The organism is Flavobacterium sp. ZT3R18 (assembly GCF_007097385.1).
In the GTDB taxonomy this organism is placed as follows: domain Bacteria; phylum Bacteroidota; class Bacteroidia; order Flavobacteriales; family Flavobacteriaceae; genus Flavobacterium.
Genome location: NZ_VJZS01000012.1, coordinates 84053 through 105407, shown reverse-complemented (window position 1 = coordinate 105407; position 21355 = coordinate 84053). Strand labels below are relative to the sequence as shown.

21 protein-coding genes are annotated in these 21355 nt (G+C 32.3%); all 21 read right to left on the bottom strand.

The window, feature by feature from the left end; all coding sequences use genetic code 11:
• Nucleotides 1–83 precede the first annotated feature (83 nt).
• The 21 genes from FNW52_RS13530 to rfbD all read right to left on the bottom strand — a co-directional run bounded on the left by FNW52_RS13530 (nucleotide 84) and on the right by rfbD (nucleotide 21341).
• Nucleotides 84–1181: a glycosyltransferase family 4 protein gene (locus tag FNW52_RS13530; RefSeq protein ID WP_255515599.1), complete on the bottom strand. Its 1098-nt coding sequence runs from the start codon at nucleotides 1179–1181 to the stop codon at nucleotides 84–86.
• 40 nt (nucleotides 1182–1221) lie between these two features.
• Nucleotides 1222–2295, bottom strand: a complete 1074-nt coding sequence (locus FNW52_RS13525; protein ID WP_143377980.1) for a glycosyltransferase family 2 protein — start codon at nucleotides 2293–2295, stop codon at nucleotides 1222–1224.
• Nucleotides 2296–2299: 4 nt separating this feature from the next.
• Nucleotides 2300–3127, bottom strand: a complete 828-nt coding sequence (locus FNW52_RS13520; RefSeq protein ID WP_143377979.1) for a glycosyltransferase family 2 protein — start codon at nucleotides 3125–3127, stop codon at nucleotides 2300–2302.
• Nucleotides 3128–3342: 215 nt separating this feature from the next.
• Nucleotides 3343–4365, bottom strand: coding sequence for a glycosyltransferase family A protein (locus FNW52_RS13515; protein WP_143377978.1), 1023 nt, complete (start codon nucleotides 4363–4365; stop codon nucleotides 3343–3345).
• A gap of 195 nt (nucleotides 4366–4560) precedes the next feature.
• Nucleotides 4561–5412, bottom strand: coding sequence for a glycosyltransferase family 2 protein (locus tag FNW52_RS13510; protein ID WP_143377977.1), 852 nt, complete (start codon nucleotides 5410–5412; stop codon nucleotides 4561–4563).
• Nucleotides 5409–6242 carry a glycosyltransferase family A protein gene (locus FNW52_RS13505; RefSeq protein WP_143377976.1) on the bottom strand — a complete coding sequence of 278 codons (834 nt, stop codon included), beginning with the start codon at nucleotides 6240–6242 and terminating at the stop codon, nucleotides 5409–5411. The genes FNW52_RS13510 and FNW52_RS13505 overlap by 4 nt, the downstream gene beginning before the upstream one ends.
• On the bottom strand, nucleotides 6239–7258 hold the full coding sequence (locus FNW52_RS13500) for a glycosyltransferase (RefSeq protein WP_143377975.1): 1020 nt from the start codon (nucleotides 7256–7258) through the stop codon (nucleotides 6239–6241). The genes FNW52_RS13505 and FNW52_RS13500 overlap by 4 nt, the downstream gene beginning before the upstream one ends.
• 4 nt (nucleotides 7259–7262) lie before the next feature.
• Nucleotides 7263–8333 (bottom strand): GDP-mannose 4,6-dehydratase, encoded by a 1071-nt coding sequence (gene gmd, locus FNW52_RS13495; RefSeq protein WP_143377974.1) that lies wholly within the window; start codon nucleotides 8331–8333, stop codon nucleotides 7263–7265.
• A 3-nt stretch (nucleotides 8334–8336) separates the two neighbouring features.
• Nucleotides 8337–9158, bottom strand: coding sequence for an alpha-1,2-fucosyltransferase (locus FNW52_RS13490; protein ID WP_143377973.1), 822 nt, complete (start codon nucleotides 9156–9158; stop codon nucleotides 8337–8339).
• Nucleotides 9158–10333 (bottom strand): DegT/DnrJ/EryC1/StrS aminotransferase family protein, encoded by a 1176-nt coding sequence (locus FNW52_RS13485; RefSeq protein ID WP_255515598.1) that lies wholly within the window; start codon nucleotides 10331–10333, stop codon nucleotides 9158–9160. The genes FNW52_RS13490 and FNW52_RS13485 overlap by 1 nt, the downstream gene beginning before the upstream one ends.
• The gene (locus FNW52_RS13480; protein WP_143377972.1) at nucleotides 10330–11280 is read right to left on the bottom strand and encodes a GDP-L-fucose synthase; all 951 of its coding nucleotides are present in this window, start codon (nucleotides 11278–11280) and stop codon (nucleotides 10330–10332) included. Before FNW52_RS13480 ends, FNW52_RS13485 begins: the two co-directional genes overlap by 4 nt.
• Nucleotides 11256–11936 (bottom strand): FkbM family methyltransferase, encoded by a 681-nt coding sequence (locus tag FNW52_RS13475; protein WP_143377971.1) that lies wholly within the window; start codon nucleotides 11934–11936, stop codon nucleotides 11256–11258. Before FNW52_RS13475 ends, FNW52_RS13480 begins: the two co-directional genes overlap by 25 nt.
• 64 nt (nucleotides 11937–12000) lie before the next feature.
• Nucleotides 12001–13290: an ABC transporter ATP-binding protein gene (locus tag FNW52_RS13470; RefSeq protein ID WP_143377970.1), complete on the bottom strand. Its 1290-nt coding sequence runs from the start codon at nucleotides 13288–13290 to the stop codon at nucleotides 12001–12003.
• A 44-nt stretch (nucleotides 13291–13334) separates the two neighbouring features.
• Nucleotides 13335–13787, bottom strand: coding sequence for a hypothetical protein (locus tag FNW52_RS13465; RefSeq protein ID WP_143377969.1), 453 nt, complete (start codon nucleotides 13785–13787; stop codon nucleotides 13335–13337).
• Nucleotides 13780–14076, bottom strand: a complete 297-nt coding sequence (locus FNW52_RS13460; RefSeq protein ID WP_143377968.1) for a nucleotidyltransferase family protein — start codon at nucleotides 14074–14076, stop codon at nucleotides 13780–13782. Before FNW52_RS13460 ends, FNW52_RS13465 begins: the two co-directional genes overlap by 8 nt.
• A 300-nt stretch (nucleotides 14077–14376) precedes the next feature.
• Nucleotides 14377–15237, bottom strand: coding sequence for an ABC transporter permease (locus FNW52_RS13455; RefSeq protein ID WP_143377967.1), 861 nt, complete (start codon nucleotides 15235–15237; stop codon nucleotides 14377–14379).
• A gap of 315 nt (nucleotides 15238–15552) precedes the next feature.
• Complete coding sequence (locus FNW52_RS13450; protein WP_143377966.1) at nucleotides 15553–17502, bottom strand: nucleoside-diphosphate sugar epimerase/dehydratase; 1950 nt, start codon at nucleotides 17500–17502, stop codon at nucleotides 15553–15555.
• Nucleotides 17503–17741: 239 nt separating this feature from the next.
• Nucleotides 17742–18329: a sugar transferase gene (locus FNW52_RS13445; RefSeq protein WP_143377965.1), complete on the bottom strand. Its 588-nt coding sequence runs from the start codon at nucleotides 18327–18329 to the stop codon at nucleotides 17742–17744.
• A gap of 91 nt (nucleotides 18330–18420) precedes the next feature.
• Nucleotides 18421–19374: a UDP-GlcNAc--UDP-phosphate GlcNAc-1-phosphate transferase gene (locus FNW52_RS13440; protein WP_143377964.1), complete on the bottom strand. Its 954-nt coding sequence runs from the start codon at nucleotides 19372–19374 to the stop codon at nucleotides 18421–18423.
• 94 nt (nucleotides 19375–19468) lie between these two features.
• On the bottom strand, nucleotides 19469–20338 hold the full coding sequence (gene rfbA / locus FNW52_RS13435) for a glucose-1-phosphate thymidylyltransferase RfbA (RefSeq protein ID WP_143377963.1): 870 nt from the start codon (nucleotides 20336–20338) through the stop codon (nucleotides 19469–19471).
• Between the two features lie 142 nt (nucleotides 20339–20480).
• Entirely contained in the window at nucleotides 20481–21341 is an 861-nt protein-coding gene (gene rfbD / locus FNW52_RS13430; protein ID WP_143377962.1) for a dTDP-4-dehydrorhamnose reductase, read from the bottom strand.
• Between the last annotated feature and the right edge of the window lie 14 nt (nucleotides 21342–21355).

Sequence of the window (21355 nt, the reverse complement as noted above, 5' to 3'; positions counted from 1 at the left end):
TTTACAAAATCAATTAATTATATTAAATTTTAACACAAATCGTGCAAATCGAAAATTACATTTTCAGTTTGCACAATTTTTATTTAATCAGCCCTAAAAGCCTTTGCATTTGTTATTATACTGTTCATCCCTGCAGACCAACTTTCGGAAGAATATAATTCGGGGGAAATAGTAATTTTGGGAACGGGATCTTCAAGAAAATCAAGTATTGCATTTTCCCATGCCGAAACAAAATGCGGGTTTTCTATTAATTTGCCCAATTTCCCATATTGAAGCACCTCCGAAACTCCCCCAATAGCCGACGCAATACAATAATTACCACAATGCAACGCTTCTATTAAGCTCATCCCAAAACCTTCGTGACAAAGAGTAGGAAACAAATAACAATCTGAGGTTTGAAAATAAACGGGAAGCTCGTCATTGGGAATTCTACCTAAATACACCACGCCGTCTTGCGGTGTTTTGGGTTCACAACCTATAACCCACAACACCATATCTTGCCTAGTTTCATACACTCGCTTCCAAGCCTGAAGTAAAATATTCAGTCCTTTTTTGGGACGATCCTGAGAACACCATACAAAAACGGTTTTATCGTTTGTGTTTTTCGTTTGCTTAATCGCTTGCTTCTCTTTTAACGAAAGTGGAAAAAACTTTGTGGTATCAATACCATTATGCAATACCGCAAAACGAGTTGGCAATACCGTATAATAATTTTTATGAGCCAAATAAGAATCATTTGTTAATAACACCATTTCATCAATAGAATCAAAAAACCATCTGCCGTGATAATTTTCATAAAAAGGAGGAAAACCATGGTAAAAAAACTGAAGACAACAATTGGATCGCAATCCTTTGGCGACCAAAAAACTAGTAAGTGGTTTTACAATTCCAAAATTATCTATGATTTGAATAATGTATTTTTCGTTTGGTTTCAGAATTCTATCTAAAGCTTCAAGATAGCCTAAGTACCAGTTTTTCTTGATTTTTCTTCGTATCTTAAAAATGAGATCGTTGGCAACCAAACTGTACTTAACATTCTCAAACTGCTTTTCTGGTGGTTCACATATTATAAAATCTATCTGATGTTCGCCTTGCAAATAATTTTTATAGAGCGTAGTCCAACTTCCTATTTTAGAAAAAGGGAGCGGAACTTGTGATATGAGAATTACCTTGGTCATCATTCAGAATATTTAAACAAATATAATAAATCTAAAACCGTATCTATTTTTTAATACTGAAAGTAATGCTTTTTAAATCAGGACTAATTGAATAGTTATAAGGCACTTGATGGTAAAACGAAATAATATGCAGCAATACCCTATCATTGATTTCTTTTAAAGTATAAAATTCGGGTACTTTTTTACCCATTATTTTTTTTACTTTGTATTTAAATTCTGAAATCATTGGGTCTTCAATAAAAACAACCGAAATTATTTTTCCTTTTAGCATTGGTAACTCATTAAACAAAAAGTAATCAATCTGAACCTTTTTAGAAGTAATTACTCTTGGCGTTTCCTTTTTTAATTCTATAAATTCATTTTCGCTTATAATCATTCCCCAACCAGACTCATTGACTTGAGTTCTTTTATTTATCAAATTAGTTTGCAAATGCAAATGATTCATCTCAACGGTTCTTGACAACTGTAATTCAGGATTAAGCGCTTTTGTTTCTCTACTTCTATAATTTTTATGCCATTGATGAAGCAATAAAACCTCATCATTACAATATTCAATTTCAAAACCTGCATTTCTCAATCTGTTTTGAATATCGGTGTCTTCTGAACCCCAAAAATGAAAAAACTCATCATAACCATTTATCAAATGAAGAGCGGCTAATGGAAATAGTGTCATTCCTGTGGCTTCTTCATTACTCTTAAAATTGATTTTATATTCCTCAAAAGCAATCTCTTTAACGCTTTCTTCTTTACTCAAAAAACCAACTTGAAAATACGCTATTTTATTTGAATGTATCTTATCTTCTAATACTGATGTAAATTTTGGATGAAAAATCATATCTACATCAGCAATAAAACAATAATCAGTATCTACTTTTTTTATTGCATGATTTAATGCTTTAGCCTTATTCCAAGGTTGCAACTCCGTAAAAAGATATTCATAATTAGCAAAATCATACTCTTTTATAAGTTGTTCAACTTCATAAGCCAGATTTTTTTTAGAGCCATAATCTAAAAATAATACTTTAAAATTTGACAATGATTGCTTTGACAACGAATGAAGAGTTCTCTTGATACGCACTAAATCTCTATTGCGATAGGTATATAAAATGGTAATCATGATACTATTTGTGTTTATCCGGGAGTATGTATAAAAGTACACTAAAAACAATCGACACTAATTTCCTGATAAAAGCAAACTTTTCTATTTGTATTAATTGATCAAAACGAGGAGAAGAATAGGAAAGTAATCTTTTGTAATCATCTTTATACAAATGAAAATATTTTTCAATAGTTTGCTCCCGTTCTGCTGTTGCTATATGTTTGAAGTTTGGATTCCCAGACACTCCAGTCGTATCATAAATGGATATTAAAAAATCTACTTTTCTTGTTTTTACCCTCGCAATATAAACTGCATAAATAAAAAATTCCCAATCGGAGCAAATTTTATAATTTTCGTTATAAAAGAAAATAGTATGAAACAATGACCTTTTGATTAAACAAGCCTGTTGACAAATTGTTTGTCTATAGAAATAGGAAAAAGGCAATTCCTCAGGATGTCTTTGAATTCTCTCCCATTTTTTTTTCTCATTTCTTAGCAAAACATCACCATATAGGATTTCATCATCTACAGTAATTTCTTTTATTAAATTCTCTAATACAAAAGCATCATACAAGAAATCACCACTATTCATGAACAAAACAAACTTACCAGTTGCTTGCCTGATGCCTTTGTTCATCGCATTATATATACCTCCATCTTTCTCACTGACCCAGTAAGAAATTTCTTTTTCATGATTCTGAATAATCTCTAAACTTCCATCAAGACTACCGCCATCTATTACAATGTACTCAAAATCTTTGTATGTTTGGCACAATACACTCTCTATAGTCTTTTGAAGTCCAAGTGAATTGTTATAGTTTATTGTAATAATGGAAACTGGGAATTTCATAAGCAATGTTGTAATATATGAAGCTAATTTTAAAAAACATTTCGTTTTATTAAAATAGCTTTTATTTTTAATACTGTTCTGTTTCTATTCTGGTTAATTAATTTGCTATATAAAAAATAACATCGTTTCCTTAAGACGGTTTGTTTCCTATGTATATATCTCTAAAAAAAACAATTTGTTCGAAACTAATTTTACAAACTATTGTAGTATTGCAATCATACTAAATAATTTTCGGCATCTTCCATATCTAATCCTTTCCAGATTAAGAAATACTTCATTATTTTTTTATTCAAAATAAACTTGGCAAATAATTTACTTTTTACAAAATAAGTCAGTTTAGAACTTGGTTGAATGGATTTTAACTCAAAATCACTTCCTTTATCATTCTGCACCAATTTAGAAACGGCATCGAACATCCAATCTTCTATAACATTCCCCATGTGATAAGCATAATTATCCTCAGTTGATACCCGCCAAAGCCCTTTTTTTATAACGGGAATATCTAAAAATCGTCCTTCGCTATCGCCTCCTAATTTGTATTTTGCAAATCTACTTTCTAAATTATTGAATACTTCCGCTCTATAAGTGGTCGTAAAATGTCCCGCACCCACAACAGCTTTCATATTATCATTACTAACTGTTAAAAATGTACGGAGTTGTGTGTCATTATAAAAATTGGTATCCCCTACACTTAATGCAAACATTTTTAAAGCATCAGGATTTACTACCGGAGTACATTTTATTTTATTCGACAAAAACAAATCCCAATACACATTGGCCGTATAGGTTCTCAAAGAACGTGAAGAAGGTGTAGGACAAACAGCTCCCGTTTTTGGAAACGCATCAAAAACGGAATAACTGGCCTCTTGCCATCCGTTCAAGAAAAGCACATCGGCATCCGAAACTGTAATTAAAGGAAAATTATTTCCCGAAATCCCTTTTAAAACAGCATTAAGTTTCCCAATATTAGTAGTATGAATTACTTCCTGTATTTTATTTTCTTGAAACAAATTGTTCAGATAATCTACAACTTCTAAACAACTTCCATTATTTACAATCGTAATGCATGTTTTTTGGTGAATGGTTTTAAATAATGAATCCAAACATAGTCCCAATATTTCGAAACTATCTTTAAAATAGCCTTCTAGATTGGGGATATAAACAGGAACAATGATCTGATGCATGTACTCAGATGCATTTTGAATTTTATCTTTATGTGGATTGAAGCCTACTCTCATGTTTATGAATTTAAAAAACTTAATTTCACTTTACTTTTTTATGACTATAAAAACACATCTCAAGTTTTAATTTTGGTTGTCCCTTTCTATTAATAACACTGTTTTTGAAGTCATGGTCACAATACTGTAAACTCCTAAACATTCGAAAGTATAATTTGTGTCAATCTTATATTTTGACTATTGCTTATACAGCACTTAACCATTTAGGAAAAATCTATTGAAAAATCCTAAATTATATTTGATTAAAATATCTACAACTTTGTTTTTCCTATATAATTTTTCTGGATCTCCCCATTTTTTATGAAATTTAACATGATCTATTAACGCTTTTTTATCTTCAAATAGCCATTTAAACTCCTCCTTAAAAGCGTATTTAGGCAAATCGATCAAACCTAAATTGACTTCTGACTGCATTTTTTTATACTCTAATCCAACATCCTCTTTTTTTTCATTTCTCTTTTCTCTTTCCAAATGTTCCACTTTAGAAGTGTTTACAAGAGCATGCTTTATATTGTACTTTTTTAAGGTCATTGCATAATCATTATCGGCATAATTAAAATCAAATGTTTCATCTAGAAAACCAATTCTAGCAAACACCTCTCGATTGGCAACAATGCACCAACCCATAACGTGAGTTCTTACTTTATATCCCAATTCAAATATTTTGCTAAACGAATAATCATCAATTTTCCCACTTGGAGAAAAGGACTTTATGGAAGGATTCTCTTCTTTGACTTTCAGAATTTCGCTGAACCAATTGTTATAAAAAATCAAATCATTATTGCACAATGCAACATATTCTCCCGTTGATGCTTTGATTCCTATGTTTAGAAACTTGTGAAAGTTAAAATCTGATTCTGGAATGATGACTTTTACAAATTCTGGATATACAAATCCTGAATTAGGATAATTTTTATTTGATTCAATAATAATAATCTCCATTTCGATAGTGCTTTCAGATACTATCAAAGAACTAATGCAATTAGAGGTCATCCTAAATAATTCCTCTGTAGTAGTCATTGCCAATACTATTACTGATACTTTCATTTTAAGAACTTGTTTAACTTTTTATATAGAGACAATGGAAACTTGTACATTTTATACAAAAAACTTGAAACTACTTTTGAGTGAAACTTTTTTAATTCTAAATTTTCTCTATAAAGTTGAATTGAATTACCATGCTGATTTACAAAAAAATCGGCATGCTTAATAGTTATATAATTAATGGAATCATCATAATTATTTTTATCAAAAAGCTTTTGCCTTGAAACCTTCTTTACTCTATAATAAAAGCCAATACTATCTAAACATTTTACTTGCCCATCTTTTTTTAATATTGCAATCCAAAACTCCCAATCTTCAATGCCGTGTATCATTCCTACATCATATCCCCCGACCAATTCCCAATCTTTCTTTCTAAATAAGGCAGAACAAAAAATCATGTTCTTTATACTTAAATTATAAAGTGAAAAAGAATCCAAACCCCACAAACCAACCTCGTCTCCAAATTTCTCAGCCTTACAATAAACTACTTTTAGTGAAGAATTTTCTTGAAAAGCAGTTATTGCTAAATCAATATAATCCTTAGAAATTTTATCATCTGCATCTAATGGTAAAATAAACTCACCCATTGAATTTGCAATGCCAAAATTCCTAGCACTACTTACACCTTCGTTTGCTTTATTATAATATTTAAAGCGTTTATCTTTTATAGTCCATTTAATAGCTATTTGCTCTGTATCATCTGGGCTACCATCATTTACAATAATACATTCCCATTGAGCATACGTTTGATAGAATACGGATTGCAAAGCTTCATCCAAGTACTGAGCTTGGTTGTAACAGGGAACTATTATAGAGACTAATGGTTTTTTCATTTATTCTTATAAAAAATTAAAGCTTTGACGGCTAATTTTAACTCCTCTCTACTAATTAATTTCCATTTTTTTTTAATCCTTAAATAATCTAAATAAACCATAGGAGAATATCTATTCCTATTCAAAAAATATTTTCTAAATGTCTTTTCCTCTAATGAACACAAATAATCTTGAAATCCTTTTGTCTCAAAAAATGAGTTTGAATTTGATAACTTTAGTTTATCATTTAAAAATAAAAATTGTTTTATTTCATCGAAACTAGTATCATCACTATTCAGGATTACTTTTTTTAAAAGCTCTCGTTCACTTGCTTCTATTGTACAATCTAAATACTGCAATATATTGAGCCTTGCTTCTAAAGCTGAGTTTATTTGTTGTTTATCTCTTTTTTGAGAAACTTGTGAATCATGTACACGATAATTTAGTAAAACTTCTTGTAAATTATGCAATTTACCTATAGCCAATAACCGAATCCAAAGATCATAATCCTCAGCAGGTTCTTTACTTACGTCATAAATCACTACTAATTTGTCAAGGCTTTTTTTCCTAATCATAACTGTTGGATGTCCAAAACAGCATTTTCTCAATAAAGCCAATTTTATGTCTTCAAAATTTTCTGGAACAGTAATACCCTTTTCCGTACCTATTATGCTATAGAACGTCCCACACAAAACCACATCTTGATTAGCATCCAAGAAAGCAACTTGCTTGGCAAACCGTTCTGGCAAACTGATGTCGTCTCCATCCATACGAGCAATATACTCGCCTTTTGCAATACTTAATCCATGATTTAAACTATTGGTATAGCCCGAGTTCTCAGGTTTCTGAATTAATTGTATCCTTGGGTCATTGTACTTTTTAATAATAGCAACAGTTGCATCTGTAGAAGCATCATCTATTATTAAAAACTCAAAATCGGTAAACGTTTGATTTAAAACACTATCTACAGCTTCCTGTATGTACAACTCACAATTGTACACAGGCATGAGCACTGTTATTTTTGGACTTGATAGCATTCTACTATATTTCTTTTTCAAATAATTGCAAGTCTGATGCGATCATCTCTTTTACTATGGCTTTCAAATCATACTTAGGTTTCCATCCTAAAACAGTTCTCGCTTTTGTAGCATCGCCTATTAATAAATCTACTTCGGTTGGTCTGTAATACGTTGGATCTACTTTGACAACAATTTTACCTATTTCTATTTGATACTGGGAATTTGAACAGGACTTAACACGTCCAACTTCATTTTCTTTTTCTCCATCAAATTCTAATTCAATTCCACATTCAGAAAATGCCATTTTTACAAATTCACGAATACATGTCGTTTTTCCAGTTGCAATTACAAAATCATCTGGTTTATCTTGTTGCAAAATAAGCCACATTGCTTCTATATAATCTTTGGCATGCCCCCAATCCCGTTGCGAATTCAAATTCCCAATATACAAAGTATCTTGCAATCCCAAAGCTATTTTGGCGGTAGCCATAGTGATTTTTCGGGTAACAAAAGTCTCTCCACGCAATGGCGATTCATGGTTAAACAAAATCCCATTACTAGCAAACATATTGTAAGCTTCCCGATAATTAACCGTAATCCAATAAGCATATATTTTGGCAACACCATAAGGAGATCTTGGATAAAAAGGTGTTTTCTCATTTTGAGGAACTTCTTGAGCTAATCCAAACAATTCTGAAGTTGAGGCTTGATAAATCTTAGTTTTCTCCGTCAACCCTAAAATCCGAATCGCTTCCAATAATCTCAAAGCACCTAAACCATCCACATTCGCAACATACTCGGGAGTATCAAAACTCACTTTCACATGAGACATGGCTCCTAAATTGTATATTTCATCAGGTTGAATTTCCTGTATAATTCTAATGAGATTAGTAGCATCTGATAAATCACCATAATGCAATATAAACTTCACATTCTCTTCATGTAAATCCCTAAATAAATGATCTATTCTTTGGGTATTAAATGAGGAAGCTCTTCGTTTTATACCGTGAACTTCATAACCTTTGTCCAATAAGAACTCTGCTAAATAAGCACCGTCTTGCCCAGTCACTCCTGTTATTAATGCTTTTTTCATATTTTATATATTAGTCCAACTAGTTGGAATTATGTCTTCTGAATATATTGAATCATCATTAAACCACTGCTTTGGTGCAATTACAATTTTATCAGGATTTTGATTAAGCCATGCGCCCCACCAGCTAAAACTGCTATTAGCAATTATATTGTGTTTACAAGACGACATTAATTTTAGATCTTCAAAATTAGTTAAAGCATCATTAAAATCAATAAAAACAGTTTCCTGTTTTGTCGAAAAGTTCAACTTTACCCAATCCATATCATCTGAGAAAACAAAAAACACAGGATTTTCTATTCGATTTTCTATAATTCCCAAAGCCTTTTCATAATAGTTTTCTTTATTGGTATTATGTATTGGATTGGTTAAATAATCACCTCTTCGAATATGTATGGATACTGAATTTACTTTTTGTATCTGTTCTATTGTCTCTTTTGTGACTGTTTTTAATGGCGCTATTATTTCAAAATCCTTCCAAATTTCTTTTTCATATTTTAAAAAATATTTTTCGGATTGAAAATAGCCCTCTAAAAAAATGTTATCTCCATTTATATCAATTAGGTCTTTATTATATCCAAATTCAACCTCTTTATAATAAATATTTTTTTGAAAAAAACTCTTTATTTTTCTTAAATATTTATTGGGTCTCTTATAAATATTAGAAACTATATTGAAATGATTTAAAGCATAATTATGCAATTTATAGTTTTCAAATTGCGAAACATCAATACACAATTTTTTCTTTTTTTCAATAGCCAGCGATTTTGCCGCCGCATATTGAAATAATTGATTTCCTAAACCACCTATGAGTTGAACAACAACCATTATTTTTTTAATAAATTTTCAATAACTACTAAATCTTCTTCTAAAAGCTCTGGGTAATTTCCGCAGTAAAAACCATTGGCATGCATCATATTGGCACCCGGCATATCATACAACTCGGTTACATATTTTTTGTAAAAAGGCTGCTCCTGCATATTACCTGCTATCATTGGTCTAATTTCTACTCCAGCCTCCGTAAATTTATCTAAATAAAACTTCCGTAATTCGGGAGTCTTACAAACCAACGGGAAGGCAAATGTTGATAAAGTCGTGATATGATCGTGTTTGAGGTGAACAAAATCTGAATTCTCTTTTATAACTTTTTCTATTCTTAAATAATTCTGCTCTCTTTTTGTGATATTCTCTTCTAAAAACTGCATTTGATATTGACCTAAAAAACCGGTAATTTCAGTAGGTCTAAAGTTATATCCCAAATCATAAAAAGTATATTTGGCTTGAAATTCTGATTCTATATCAAACTTGGTTCTCCATTTTTGTTGTTGCTCAGCTGTCAGGTTTCTATCCCATCCATTCGCTCTGACAATCCTAAGCATTTCGGCAAAGTCATCGTCATTGGTACAAACCATACCCCCTTCTATAGTTGACATGTGATGTGCCACAAAAAAAGAAAAGCTTCCGCCAATACCAAAATTCCCAGTTCTTCCTTCGGGCAATTCCGTCCCTAATGATTCGCAGTTATCTTCAATTAAAATAATATTTCTTGCTTCGCAAATTTGTTTTATAAGATCAACATCTCCTGTAAATCCTAATATATTGGTTATAAAAAGTGCCTTTAAATTGGTCGTCTCTAATCTTTTTAATAAATGATTTGACATTGTGTTTAATGTATCCGGTTGGCAATCTAACGCAACGGGAATCATTCCTAACTGAATAATAGGCATTGTATTGGTTGCCCAAGTTAATGCCGAGAATCCTACTTTGTCTCCCTCTTTCAGCTTTCCTAAATTTTTTAGGGCTTGCAACATAGCAAGGTTGGCACTACCACCACTATTGAATAAAACAGCATGCTTACTTTGTTGGTATTGTGCAAATTTATTTTCGAATTTCTTGCATTCAATATCCATACTCAGTCTATCCGCTGTAAGAATAAAAGCGGCTAATGCTTTTTTCGTTTCTTCCTCTCTAAGAAATGCTTTTCGCATTAATGGTATTTTCATTGCTTCTTGTTTTTATAACTCTCAATCACTTCTTCTATTCCTGTTTCCAAAGATTTATTGGGTTTAAATCCTTCCTTTATCATATTAGAAACATCCATACATTTCCTTAACATTCCGTTTGGTTTTGTAGCGTCCCAGATAACTTCTCCAGAATATCCCACTTTGCTAGCAACGAGTTCTGCTAATTCTTTTATACTTATATCGGTTCCTGTCCCTATATTAATGAAATTTGGAGCATTATAATTTTCGAAAAAATGCAGTATTGCTTTCGAAAAATCATCTACATGCAAGAACTCTCTTCTAGCAATTCCTGTTCCCCATAAAGTAATTGAAGCGTCATTATTGCTTTTTGCATCAACAAATCTTTTTACCAATGCCGATAAAACATGAGCATGACCTAAGTCAAAAGTATCATTTGCCCCGTATAGATTACTTGGTATCAAACTTATTCCGTTAAAACCATATTGTTTGTTATAAGTTTCTAATAACTTAATTCCCGTGATTTTCCCTATAGCATATCCCTCATTAGTTGGTTCTAATTTCCCGTCTAAAAGATAGTCTTCTTTCATTGGTTGTGGAGAATTGGCTGGATATATGCATGAACTAGCTATAAATACAAACTTTTTAACATTGTGTTTGTACGCAGAGTTTATAATATTGGCTTGCATCATTAAATTATCATACAGAAAAATAGCTGGATTATCTATATTCGCTTTTATCCCTCCTACTTTGGCTGCAATATGAATTACATATTCTGGTTTTTCACTTTCGAAAAAATTCTCAACTGCTTGCTGATTGGTTAAATCTAATGCTGCGTGAGTTCTAGTTACAATATTAGAATACCCTTTTTCTTCAAAAAATTTTAAGGTTATACTGCCCAACATTCCGCTATGACCAGTAATGTATATTTTTGAGCTTTTATTTATTTTATTTTCCAATTTTCCCATACAAATTCATATTGATACGTTAATTCATGGGTTTTTGAAAGATTTTCTTGAATTTTATTCATTCTTTCTTTTGCGTTTTCAAACAAAAAATCATGAAATTGGATTTGTATATTTTTAAAAATACTTATACATCCATTATCTATTAACGATTCTAAAAGTTCGTATTCACCACCTTCAATATTAATTTTTATTAGATCAATTTGTTTGACATTGTTAGTTTTAATAAAATCTACTATTGATTTTATCAGAATTGTTTCTTTATTTTCTCCATTTAAATAAACCGATGAAGAATTATCTGAGAGGCTGATTTCCAATTCTTGTTCTTTTCCTGCCAGCCCAAAGTTAAAAGGCTTCACTTTTATGTTATTTGAAAATTTGTTCTTAATAATCAAGAAAAATTCTCTAATGGGTTCAAAAATATAAATGTTTGCATTATACTTACATAATATTTCTGCTGCAAATTCTCCTTTATATCCTCCAATATCAAAAACAATAGAATCTGAATTCAAATCATAATCCAATCTAAGCGTTTGATCTCCCTTTGCAGCAAACCAAGGCTGAACTCTGTTATATTGCAATAAATCATTCTCACTTACTACCTTTTTTTTATCGTGATTGATAAGAATTTTAATTGCTTTTTTAATTCTTGAAATCATTTTTTACTTTTTTTAAAATCTTCAATTTTAATTTGCGATAAGAGTTATAATTAAGATTCTTCAATTATTTATTCGTTTTTTTCCATTCTGGATTTAAAAACATAAGTCCAACCGATCTTGGCAAATTTCGAAGTGTATATTTCCCGCCATCTATAATCTGAAAAGACAATGCATTTTCAATATTATCATGAATTTCATGTCCTGTTGTATTGGCGCTTATGATACTAATAGTATAAGTCCCTGGGTATAATCTTAAATCTTTAATACAAATAGTATATTCTTCCTCTTTCTCAATATGATTTAATTCATAATTAGAGTCTCTAGCCATAATGTGAAATATAGGCATCTCATCCGAGGATTTTATTTGGATTCCAACTTCAGATTTTACCTCATTCGTATTGTTCTTCAATCGAAATTTAATGTTTAAATCATCTCCAATAGAAAACTCTTGACTTAATTCGTTATTTTGATTCCTTATATCTAAAGAAAGAAACTCTAAATTTCTACTTCCATTTCTCTTGGTATTTTTATCAAAAATCACTGAACAATCTGTAGAATAATCTGTACTTAAATAGGCATCCACAGCTTCGTCAATAGCACCGTCAAATTTCACCCTCCCATTCTCCAGCACAATCCCCCTTGTACATAAACTCTTCACTGCCGCCATGTTATGACTCACAAACAAAACCGTCCTCCCTCCCTCACGGGATATATCCTGCATTTTGCCAATGGCTTTCTTTTGAAATTCGGCATCTCCTACGGCCAGTACCTCATCAATCACCAATATTTCGGGCTCTAGAAAAGCTGCTACTGCAAAAGCCAAACGTACGGTCATACCGCTACTGTATCTTTTTACGGGTGTATCTATGTAACGCTCACATCCAGAAAACTCGATGATTTCATCCAGTTTAGAGGTGATTTCTTTTTTGGTCATTCCGAGAATCGCCCCGTTCAAGAAAATATTTTCTTTACCGGTTAATTCAGGATTGAATCCTGTCCCTACTTCTAGCAAAGATGCAATTCGTCCTCTAGACTTGATGCTTCCAGTTGTTGGCGCCGTAACCTTGGATAATATTTTTAATAAAGTCGATTTTCCCGCTCCGTTCTTACCAATGATCCCCAGAACTTCACCACGTTCTACTTCAAAATTAATATCTTGCAAAGCCCAAACATACTCGCTAGTTCCTTTAGTACTGCGGTCATTTGTCTCGCCAATTTTCAAATACGGATCTTCCTTCCCACGAACTTGATGCCACCAACGGTTCAAGTCATGACTCAAAGTCCCAGTACCTACTTGTCCTAAGCGGTATTGCTTAGAGATATTTTCGGCTTTTAATATAATGTCTTTGCTCATTGTAGATATTCGGGGAGTTGGAAATTGTACGTTATTTTAATCTGCTATCTAAGAATATTTTCCTGTTTCAAATAATCCATAAAATCAGAAACGGTTTTTTGAAAAAAAGGAGTCAATTGTAATGCTTCTTCATACAATTCCTGAAATGCAATCGCCGAATATTCATGTACTGCTTGATTTCTAAAACTTTTTAGCTCCATCAATGTATCAGCGCTTTCTATCACGCCTATTTTTTCTAACAAATTAAGTCTATCAATAAACAACAAATTATCTTCTCCTTTCAACTTAAAATATCCTTTTACAATTTGCTGAAAGAAAACATCCGAATTCCTTGTTAATTTTATGATTAATGCATCGTAGGCTTCTGTTTCTTCAAAAGCATAATTTTCTTTTATACCGATTGCCCGACAATGTTTAAGAGACTTAGACAGTCCCTCCATTGCTGCACCAAAAGATTTACACGATTCTTTAAATGCTAATCGGAATAACTCATTCATTGTTTAATAATTTTGCATAACTCAAGACATGTTTTTTAAATACGCTTTCATCATTCTTTGTAAAACTGATCACATCCATTTTTTGTTGACCGAATTTAGAAAAAAACAACTGCTTCATTTTAAATAAATCAGTATGATGTAGTTTTTTATCCGACAATACCAAAATATCAATATCACCTCCTTTTTTAGAATCGTCTACTCTAGACCCAAATAGATATACTTGATTAGAAGACTCTTTTTCTTTCCAATAATCATAAATGAATTTTTTTTGTGCAGTCGCTATTCTCATGGTTTTTATTTTTTGTCCAACACTATGACAAAATTACGTTATTTTTTCTCTTGAAATGGATTACAATTCGCAATTTCAAACTTGAAACATTACGCCAATTTTATATCAAAAAAAAACTTGATTTCTTTTTTTAGTTTTTAAAAAGTTTTAATTACACCTATAACTTTACCTGTTTTTACCAATTTCTATAGTTATATTTATAACTTTTTTAAAGTAAAATTATAATCTGTTAGCCGGACACTTTAAACTTAACATTGCTCTCTGATAACGATAACCGATAACTCATAACCGACAACTTCCTTAAACCGTATCTATAAAACTCTTCTCCGTCTTATTAAAAATTAGTAGACCAACAAAAAATACACTTCCCGTAACCAAAAAAGTATACACAAGTCCCAAAATTGATATTTGCCCTACATTGAGTAACATGTAGCGGGTGGTTTCTATAACATACGCCAATGGGTTGTATTGCACCAACCATCCATAAGACGGAAGTTTCTCTTTAAGCAAAGCCATAGGATACATTACGGCCGAAAGATACATTAGCAACTGTACGCCAAAACCTATCAAATGATTAAAATCCCTATATTTTGTAACCAATGAGGAGATTAGCATTCCCAATCCTAACCCTAAAATACCCATCAACAAAATAAGTAATGGGAAGAACACTATTGAAAGATTCAAACTAATGGCAGCACCCTTAAAATAATAAAAAAGATAAAAAACGATAAATATTCCGCATTGAATTCCAAACTTCAATAAATTGGAGATCACTATCGAAATAGGCACTATGATTCTTGGGAAATAAACCTTACCAAAAATACTCGCATTACTCCTAAATGTATCTGAAGTCCCATTAAGACAAGCCGTAAAATAATTCCAAACCGTGATTCCTGCCAAATTAAATAAAAACGGAGGCACTGTTCCTGTATCTATTCCTGCCACATTATTAAAAATGACAGTAAAAGTAACAGCTGTAAACAACGGCTGAATCAAGTACCACAGTGGCCCTAATACCGTTTGTTTATAAACTGTAACGATGTCTCTTTTCACAAAAAGAAACAGCAAATCACGGTATTGCCAAACTTCTTTTAGATTAAGTGAAAAAAAATTATTTTTGGGCGTTATCTCAAACAGCCAAGGTGTATTTGTAGTATTCATTTTTTGGACTAAAAGCTGAAATTAGGACTGAAATATTTTTTGCTGCTTCTTAAGATTTTAACGTTTCTTAATACTTCAAAATAAAAGGCAAAGATACAATTTATATAGTTTTATCAACACATTGGACGGTTTCGTATTATAAAAAATTCCCCATACTCCAATCACGAGTTCGAGTTTTTTTTTAATAAAAATGCCATAGCAGTCTTTATAATCTCGACACTTCGGAAGTATTGAGAACCATTGTAAAACTATATTAAGCAAAAAAAAGGCTTACAAAAAAAATTGCAAACCTTTTAGTAAATCCTTTTATTCTTTTTATTTATCCAAAATTTCAAAAGTAGAATTCATACTTATAAACTCCGGAACAATTGTTTTCATTTTTGCAACTATATCATCATTGTTAAAGAAATTTGCAATTCCTATCAATTCATTTATTTCACCATGCAAATTTTCAAATTCATCTTGAATTTCTTCCGCAATCATTATTTTTTCATGATGCGTTGGAATCGTTTTTGAAGTGTCATTCAGTAACTCTTCATACAATTTCTCTCCAGGTCGCAATCCAACTATTTCAATCTTAATATCTTTATCTGGAATAAATCCTGCCAACTTAATCATCTTTTTCGCCAAATCAATAATCTTGACCGGTTTACCCATGTCAAAAATATAAATCTCGCCTCCATTGCCCATAGCTCCAGCTTCTAAAACCAATTGGCAGGCTTCTGGAATGGTCATAAAATAACGTATAATGTCAGGATGCGTAATTGTAACAGGGCCACCATTGGCAATTTGTTTGGTAAATAAAGGCACCACAGATCCATTAGATCCCAAAACATTTCCAAAACGAGTGGTTATGAATTTTGTGGCTTTTTCATTGTTCTTTTTTGAGTTCTTAATTTGCAAAGACTGCACATATTTCTCGGCTATTCTTTTACTGGCTCCCATAACATTACTCGGATTTACCGCTTTGTCAGTAGAGACCATCACAAATTTTATCACATTGTGTTCACAGGCTAAATCTGCTAGATTTTTTGTTCCTTCAATATTGGTTAAAATCGCCTGTGATGGATTTTCTTCCATCAAAGGGACATGCTTATAAGCCGCTGCATGAAAAACAACCTGTGGTTTGTATAATTTAAAAACTTTAGACATCGCGTCATAATTCCTAACATCGGCAATGACATTGTGAATTTTGGAAGTATAGTGATTTTTTTGCAATTCAAGACTCAAGTGATGCAAAGGTGTTTCGGCTTGATCCAGAATAATTACCTTTTTAGGATTAAAACTCAATACCTGTCTTACAATTTCACTCCCTATAGATCCTGCAGCACCAGATATTAGAACTGTTTTATCTTTTAATTGCTTAGAAATCGATTTATTGTCTAAAACTATTGGCTTTCTTTCCAGTAAATCTTCAATTTGAATATTCTTTACCTTTTGAGAAATTTCCTTTTGGTTTTCCCAGTCAGAAATCAATGGAACCGTATAGACTCTATAATTAAACTCTAAACATTGATCTACAATAATCAATTGTTCTTCTTTTCCTAAACTTTTATCGGCTATAATAACGGCCTCAGCACCAACAGAACGCATTAAAGACGGTAATTTTTTCTTTTGAACCAGTATCGGCAAATCCAACATCCTTTTGGATGCATTTTGATTGTTTCTATCTACAAATCCTACAATTTTAAAACGGGTAGGCGTTTCAAATTTTAAGGCATTGGCAACCGATATAGCATTGGCATCTGTTCCATAAATTATAGCCCGAATTAATTTAGTTGGACTCTTCTCCGAAAAATAAAGTTCGAAAGTTTGCTTCACTACTACGCGATACAAAAACAATCCACAAAAAGAAAGCACAACATTTATAAAAAGAGCTGTGGTTAAAAAAGCTCTTTCATCGTACAATAGTTCATACGAAAAATTAAAAAAGAGAAAAACGATCAAAACCGACATCTGAGAAAACAAAAGTTTGACAGCATCAATATAGGAGGAATGTCGTATAATTCCAGAATACGTTCTAAATAACCAAAAAAAGAAAATATTTACACCAAAAAAAGAACATACAAATAACACGTCATGTGTTGTAATGATGTATTTCAAACCTGTTCCCCTAAAGATAAGAAGCGTAAAAAAAAAGGAGACTATCAAGACCGAAAAATCAATCACAATAATAATCCATCTTGGAAGATAGCTTAAATTATGAATGCTTAATTTCAAATTGGCTCTTGAAAAAAATCCAGAAATAAAGGAGTCGTTATTCATGTTTTATAATGTTTGCTTTTCCCATAAAATTAAGTTGAAACCGCAAAAATACAAATTAAAATCAATGTAGAATTCAATTAACAAAGTAGAATACAAATTTACAGGCAAATTATTTAAACGGCTAAGGTATCGAATAGTGGATTTAAAATAAATTTACCTTTTATTATTCTTATAAAGCCATTTTATGTTTTTTTTTAAAATTTAATAACCAATTTTCAAAAAAAGAATCTTTACGGGTATCAAATAGGTCTTTTAAGAAACACAAAACCAATAGTTTTGAGAATAATTTTTAAATCTCCACAGAAACTTTGCTGGTAATAATAGTCCAAATTCAGTTGCACTTTATCAGGAAAAAGCACCTGATCATTATACACCAAAGGGGAGGGTTGCTTTTCCAATAATTGGTCTTCATTACAATATTTTAGAGATGCTAAACTGGTTAACCCTGGTTTTAACTCCAAAATTTTTCGGTTCTCCCCCACCAACAAATCATAATATCCGGAAATATCGGGTCTTGGCCCTACAATACTCATCTCCCCTTTCAAAACATTAAACAGCTGTGGCAACTCGTCTAACTTAAAGTTGCGAAGTACTCTTCCCGTTCTTGAGATTTGAAATTCGCCTGAGTCATGAATCTTTTGAATGGTCCTCAATTTATAGATTCTGAATCGTTTCCCATATTGCCCAATACGCTCTTGAGTAAAAATCCCATTGGTACTGGTGTCAATAACAGCCATAAACCAAGCGATAAGTATTACCCAAAAAAACAAACAAAGTGCTATTATGGAAAATAAAACATCAAAAATGCGCTTTAGAGTCGGTTTCAAATTACACTAATTATATTTATCATCTAGACAATTGAAATTTGGGATGCAATACAAATTCAACAAAGAGTAATCCCATTTCCGTAATTTTTTTTTAAGCCCCTTTCAGATTTACTTTTTGAACAACCCTTCTCCTAATCCACAAATAAACAAGGATTTGCACTGTCAAAAAAGAAACAACAATAGGAAGTGATATTTTTCCATTGGTTTCCAAATAAACAATAACCGCATTAATTACAAGCTGAACACCCGCATAGATAAACGACACCAAAATATGCGAATACCCTAACTCATTCGCCAAATATTGATACAAATGGGAGCGATGGGGCTCGAAAATATTTTCTTTCTTTTTGATTCGGGTAAAAATGGTAATAATCGCGTCTATTCCATATACCGACAAGAAAAGCAAATACCCTATTTGTCCCGAATCTAGAATTGTTTTTACCATAAAATACCCCAAAAACAAAGCCATACTGATACTTCCAACATCACCTGCAAATGTTTTAGCTTTTTTTCTAACATTAAAAATCCCAAAAGCACAACAGGACAATCCCATAGTGATTAATAACGGAAGGCTTTCTTGGTTTATGGGTAAAAAAGAAAAACTAACTATAGCAACAAATGCATACAATACTGTTATTCCATTGATTCCATCCATAAAATTGAAGGCATTGACCCACCCTATTAACAAAATAAAGATAATAGGTAAAATCCAAATGGCTTGAGAAAACAGATTTAAATCATAAAAAACCAAGCCAATGGCTATGGCATGAGAAGCAAATCGAGGCAATTGAGACAAGGGTTTTATATCGTCTATAAAACTAACTACTGCCACCAAAACCACCGCTAAAACGACTGCCCAAGAAACATATCCTAACAAACCTGCAATTAAAATTGCAATAGGAAAAATAATCCCTCCTCCTCGCAAAGTAATTGATGAATGAGACGAACGACTATTGGGTTTGTCTATAATATTGTAATGATCGGCAATCTTGAAATAAATCAATTCAATACCAATAAATAAAAAAAGTAATGTAATGTAAATCATATTAAGGTCTTGTCTGGTTTTCCGTAATGGACTTTTGAAATTTGAAATTTCATTTTCCTCATTGGAATTTGGAATTTCAATATTATAATTTCATCTACAGCTTGTGCTTCAAAAGTCCCAAAAGATATTCTCCATACCCAGATTTCTTTAAAGGTTCTGCCAAATCTCTTAATTGCTGTTCGGTTATAAAACCTTGTCTCCAAGCAATTTCTTCGATACAACCCACCTTCAACCCTTGACGTTCTTCCAAAACCTGAACAAACTGCCCTGCTTGCATCAAGCTATTAAAAGTTCCCGTATCCAACCATGCTGTACCTCGGCTCAAAATCCCAACTTTAAGAGCCCCTTTTCCTAAGTACACTTTATTTACATCAGTAATTTCATATTCGCCTCTAGCACTTGGTTTAATATTCTTGGCAATTTCTACCACCGAATTATCATAAAAATACAATCCCGGCACTGCGTAATTCGACTTTGGTTCTAATGGTTTCTCCTCGATAGAAAGTGCTTTTAAGTTTTTATCAAACTCCACTACTCCATATCGTTCCGGATCCGAAACATGATAGGCAAAAACAACGCCACCCTCTGGTTTCGTATTCGACTGCAACAGTTCCTGCATATTGGCTCCAAAGAAAATATTATCCCCTAAAACCAGCGCCACACTATCAGAACCAATAAACTCTTCTCCAATCACAAAAGCTTGTGCTAAACCATTTGGAACCGCTTGCTCGGCATAACTGAATTGACATCCAATAGCAGATCCATCACCCAACAATTTTTTGAAATTAGGTAAATCATGCGGAGTCGAAATAATTAATATCTCATGGATTCCCGCCATCATCAAAGTCGATAACGGATAATAGATCATCGGTTTGTCATAAACCGGCATCATTTGCTTACTCATCGCAAGCGTTAACGGATGTAAACGAGTACCAGAACCTCCGGCTAGTATTATTCCTTTCATTATATATATTTTAGATTGTAGATTGCCAATTTTTAAAGACCCTTTTTTATTGTTGATTGTTAATTTCTGTTTTTTCGATTCTATTTTAAATATATTGCTAAAACGAAAAACGGAATAACGCAAATTTCAAAACTTGAAACTCTTAAACTGATAACAACAACCCCATACATCTAATCAAACTCTCCTTATAATCTGGTACGACTACACCAAAAGTGGTTGCAATTTTGGTTTTATCCAATAAAGAATATTGAGGACGTTGAGCAGGTGTAGGATAGGCCGAGGATGGGATACCACTGATGGCACAGTCAAATCCACCTATTTCTTTAATAGCCACCGCAAATTCGTACCAACTGATTTCTCCTTCGTTAGAGAAATGATAGATGCCAGCTTGCCAATGATTGTGTGTCATAATAGTCATTATGGCTTGAGCCAAATCGGCGGCATAGGTTGGACTACCAATTTGATCGTTGACCACATTCAAGCTATCTCTTTCCTGCATCAAACGGGACATCGTTTTTACAAAATTAGCGCCAAAACTCGAATATACCCAGGAGGTTCTGATGATGATCGCTGATGGATTTGCTTCCATACAAGCTTTTTCACCAGCCAATTTAGTTACCCCATATACATTAATCGGATTCGTAGGTGCCGATTCATCAAGTGGCGTAGCTGCAGTGCCATCAAAAACATAATCCGTGGAAATGTGTATCAATTTACAATCATTGATCTCACTCCATTTCGCCATTATGCTCACGGCTTGATGATTCAAAACATCTGTTAATTCAAACTCTGATTCTGCTCGATCCACAGCAGTATGCGCTGCACAATTGACAATAAATTGCGGATTGATGTTTGCTAATTTAGTGGCTAAATTATCTAAATCACACAAATCCAATTCGGTTCTGTCGGCAAAAACCCATTCGAATTGGCTATAGTTTTTTGACAAAACGTTCAATTCCGAACCTAATTGTCCTTTAGCTCCTGTTACTAGAATTTTTTTCATTTAATTTTAAATAA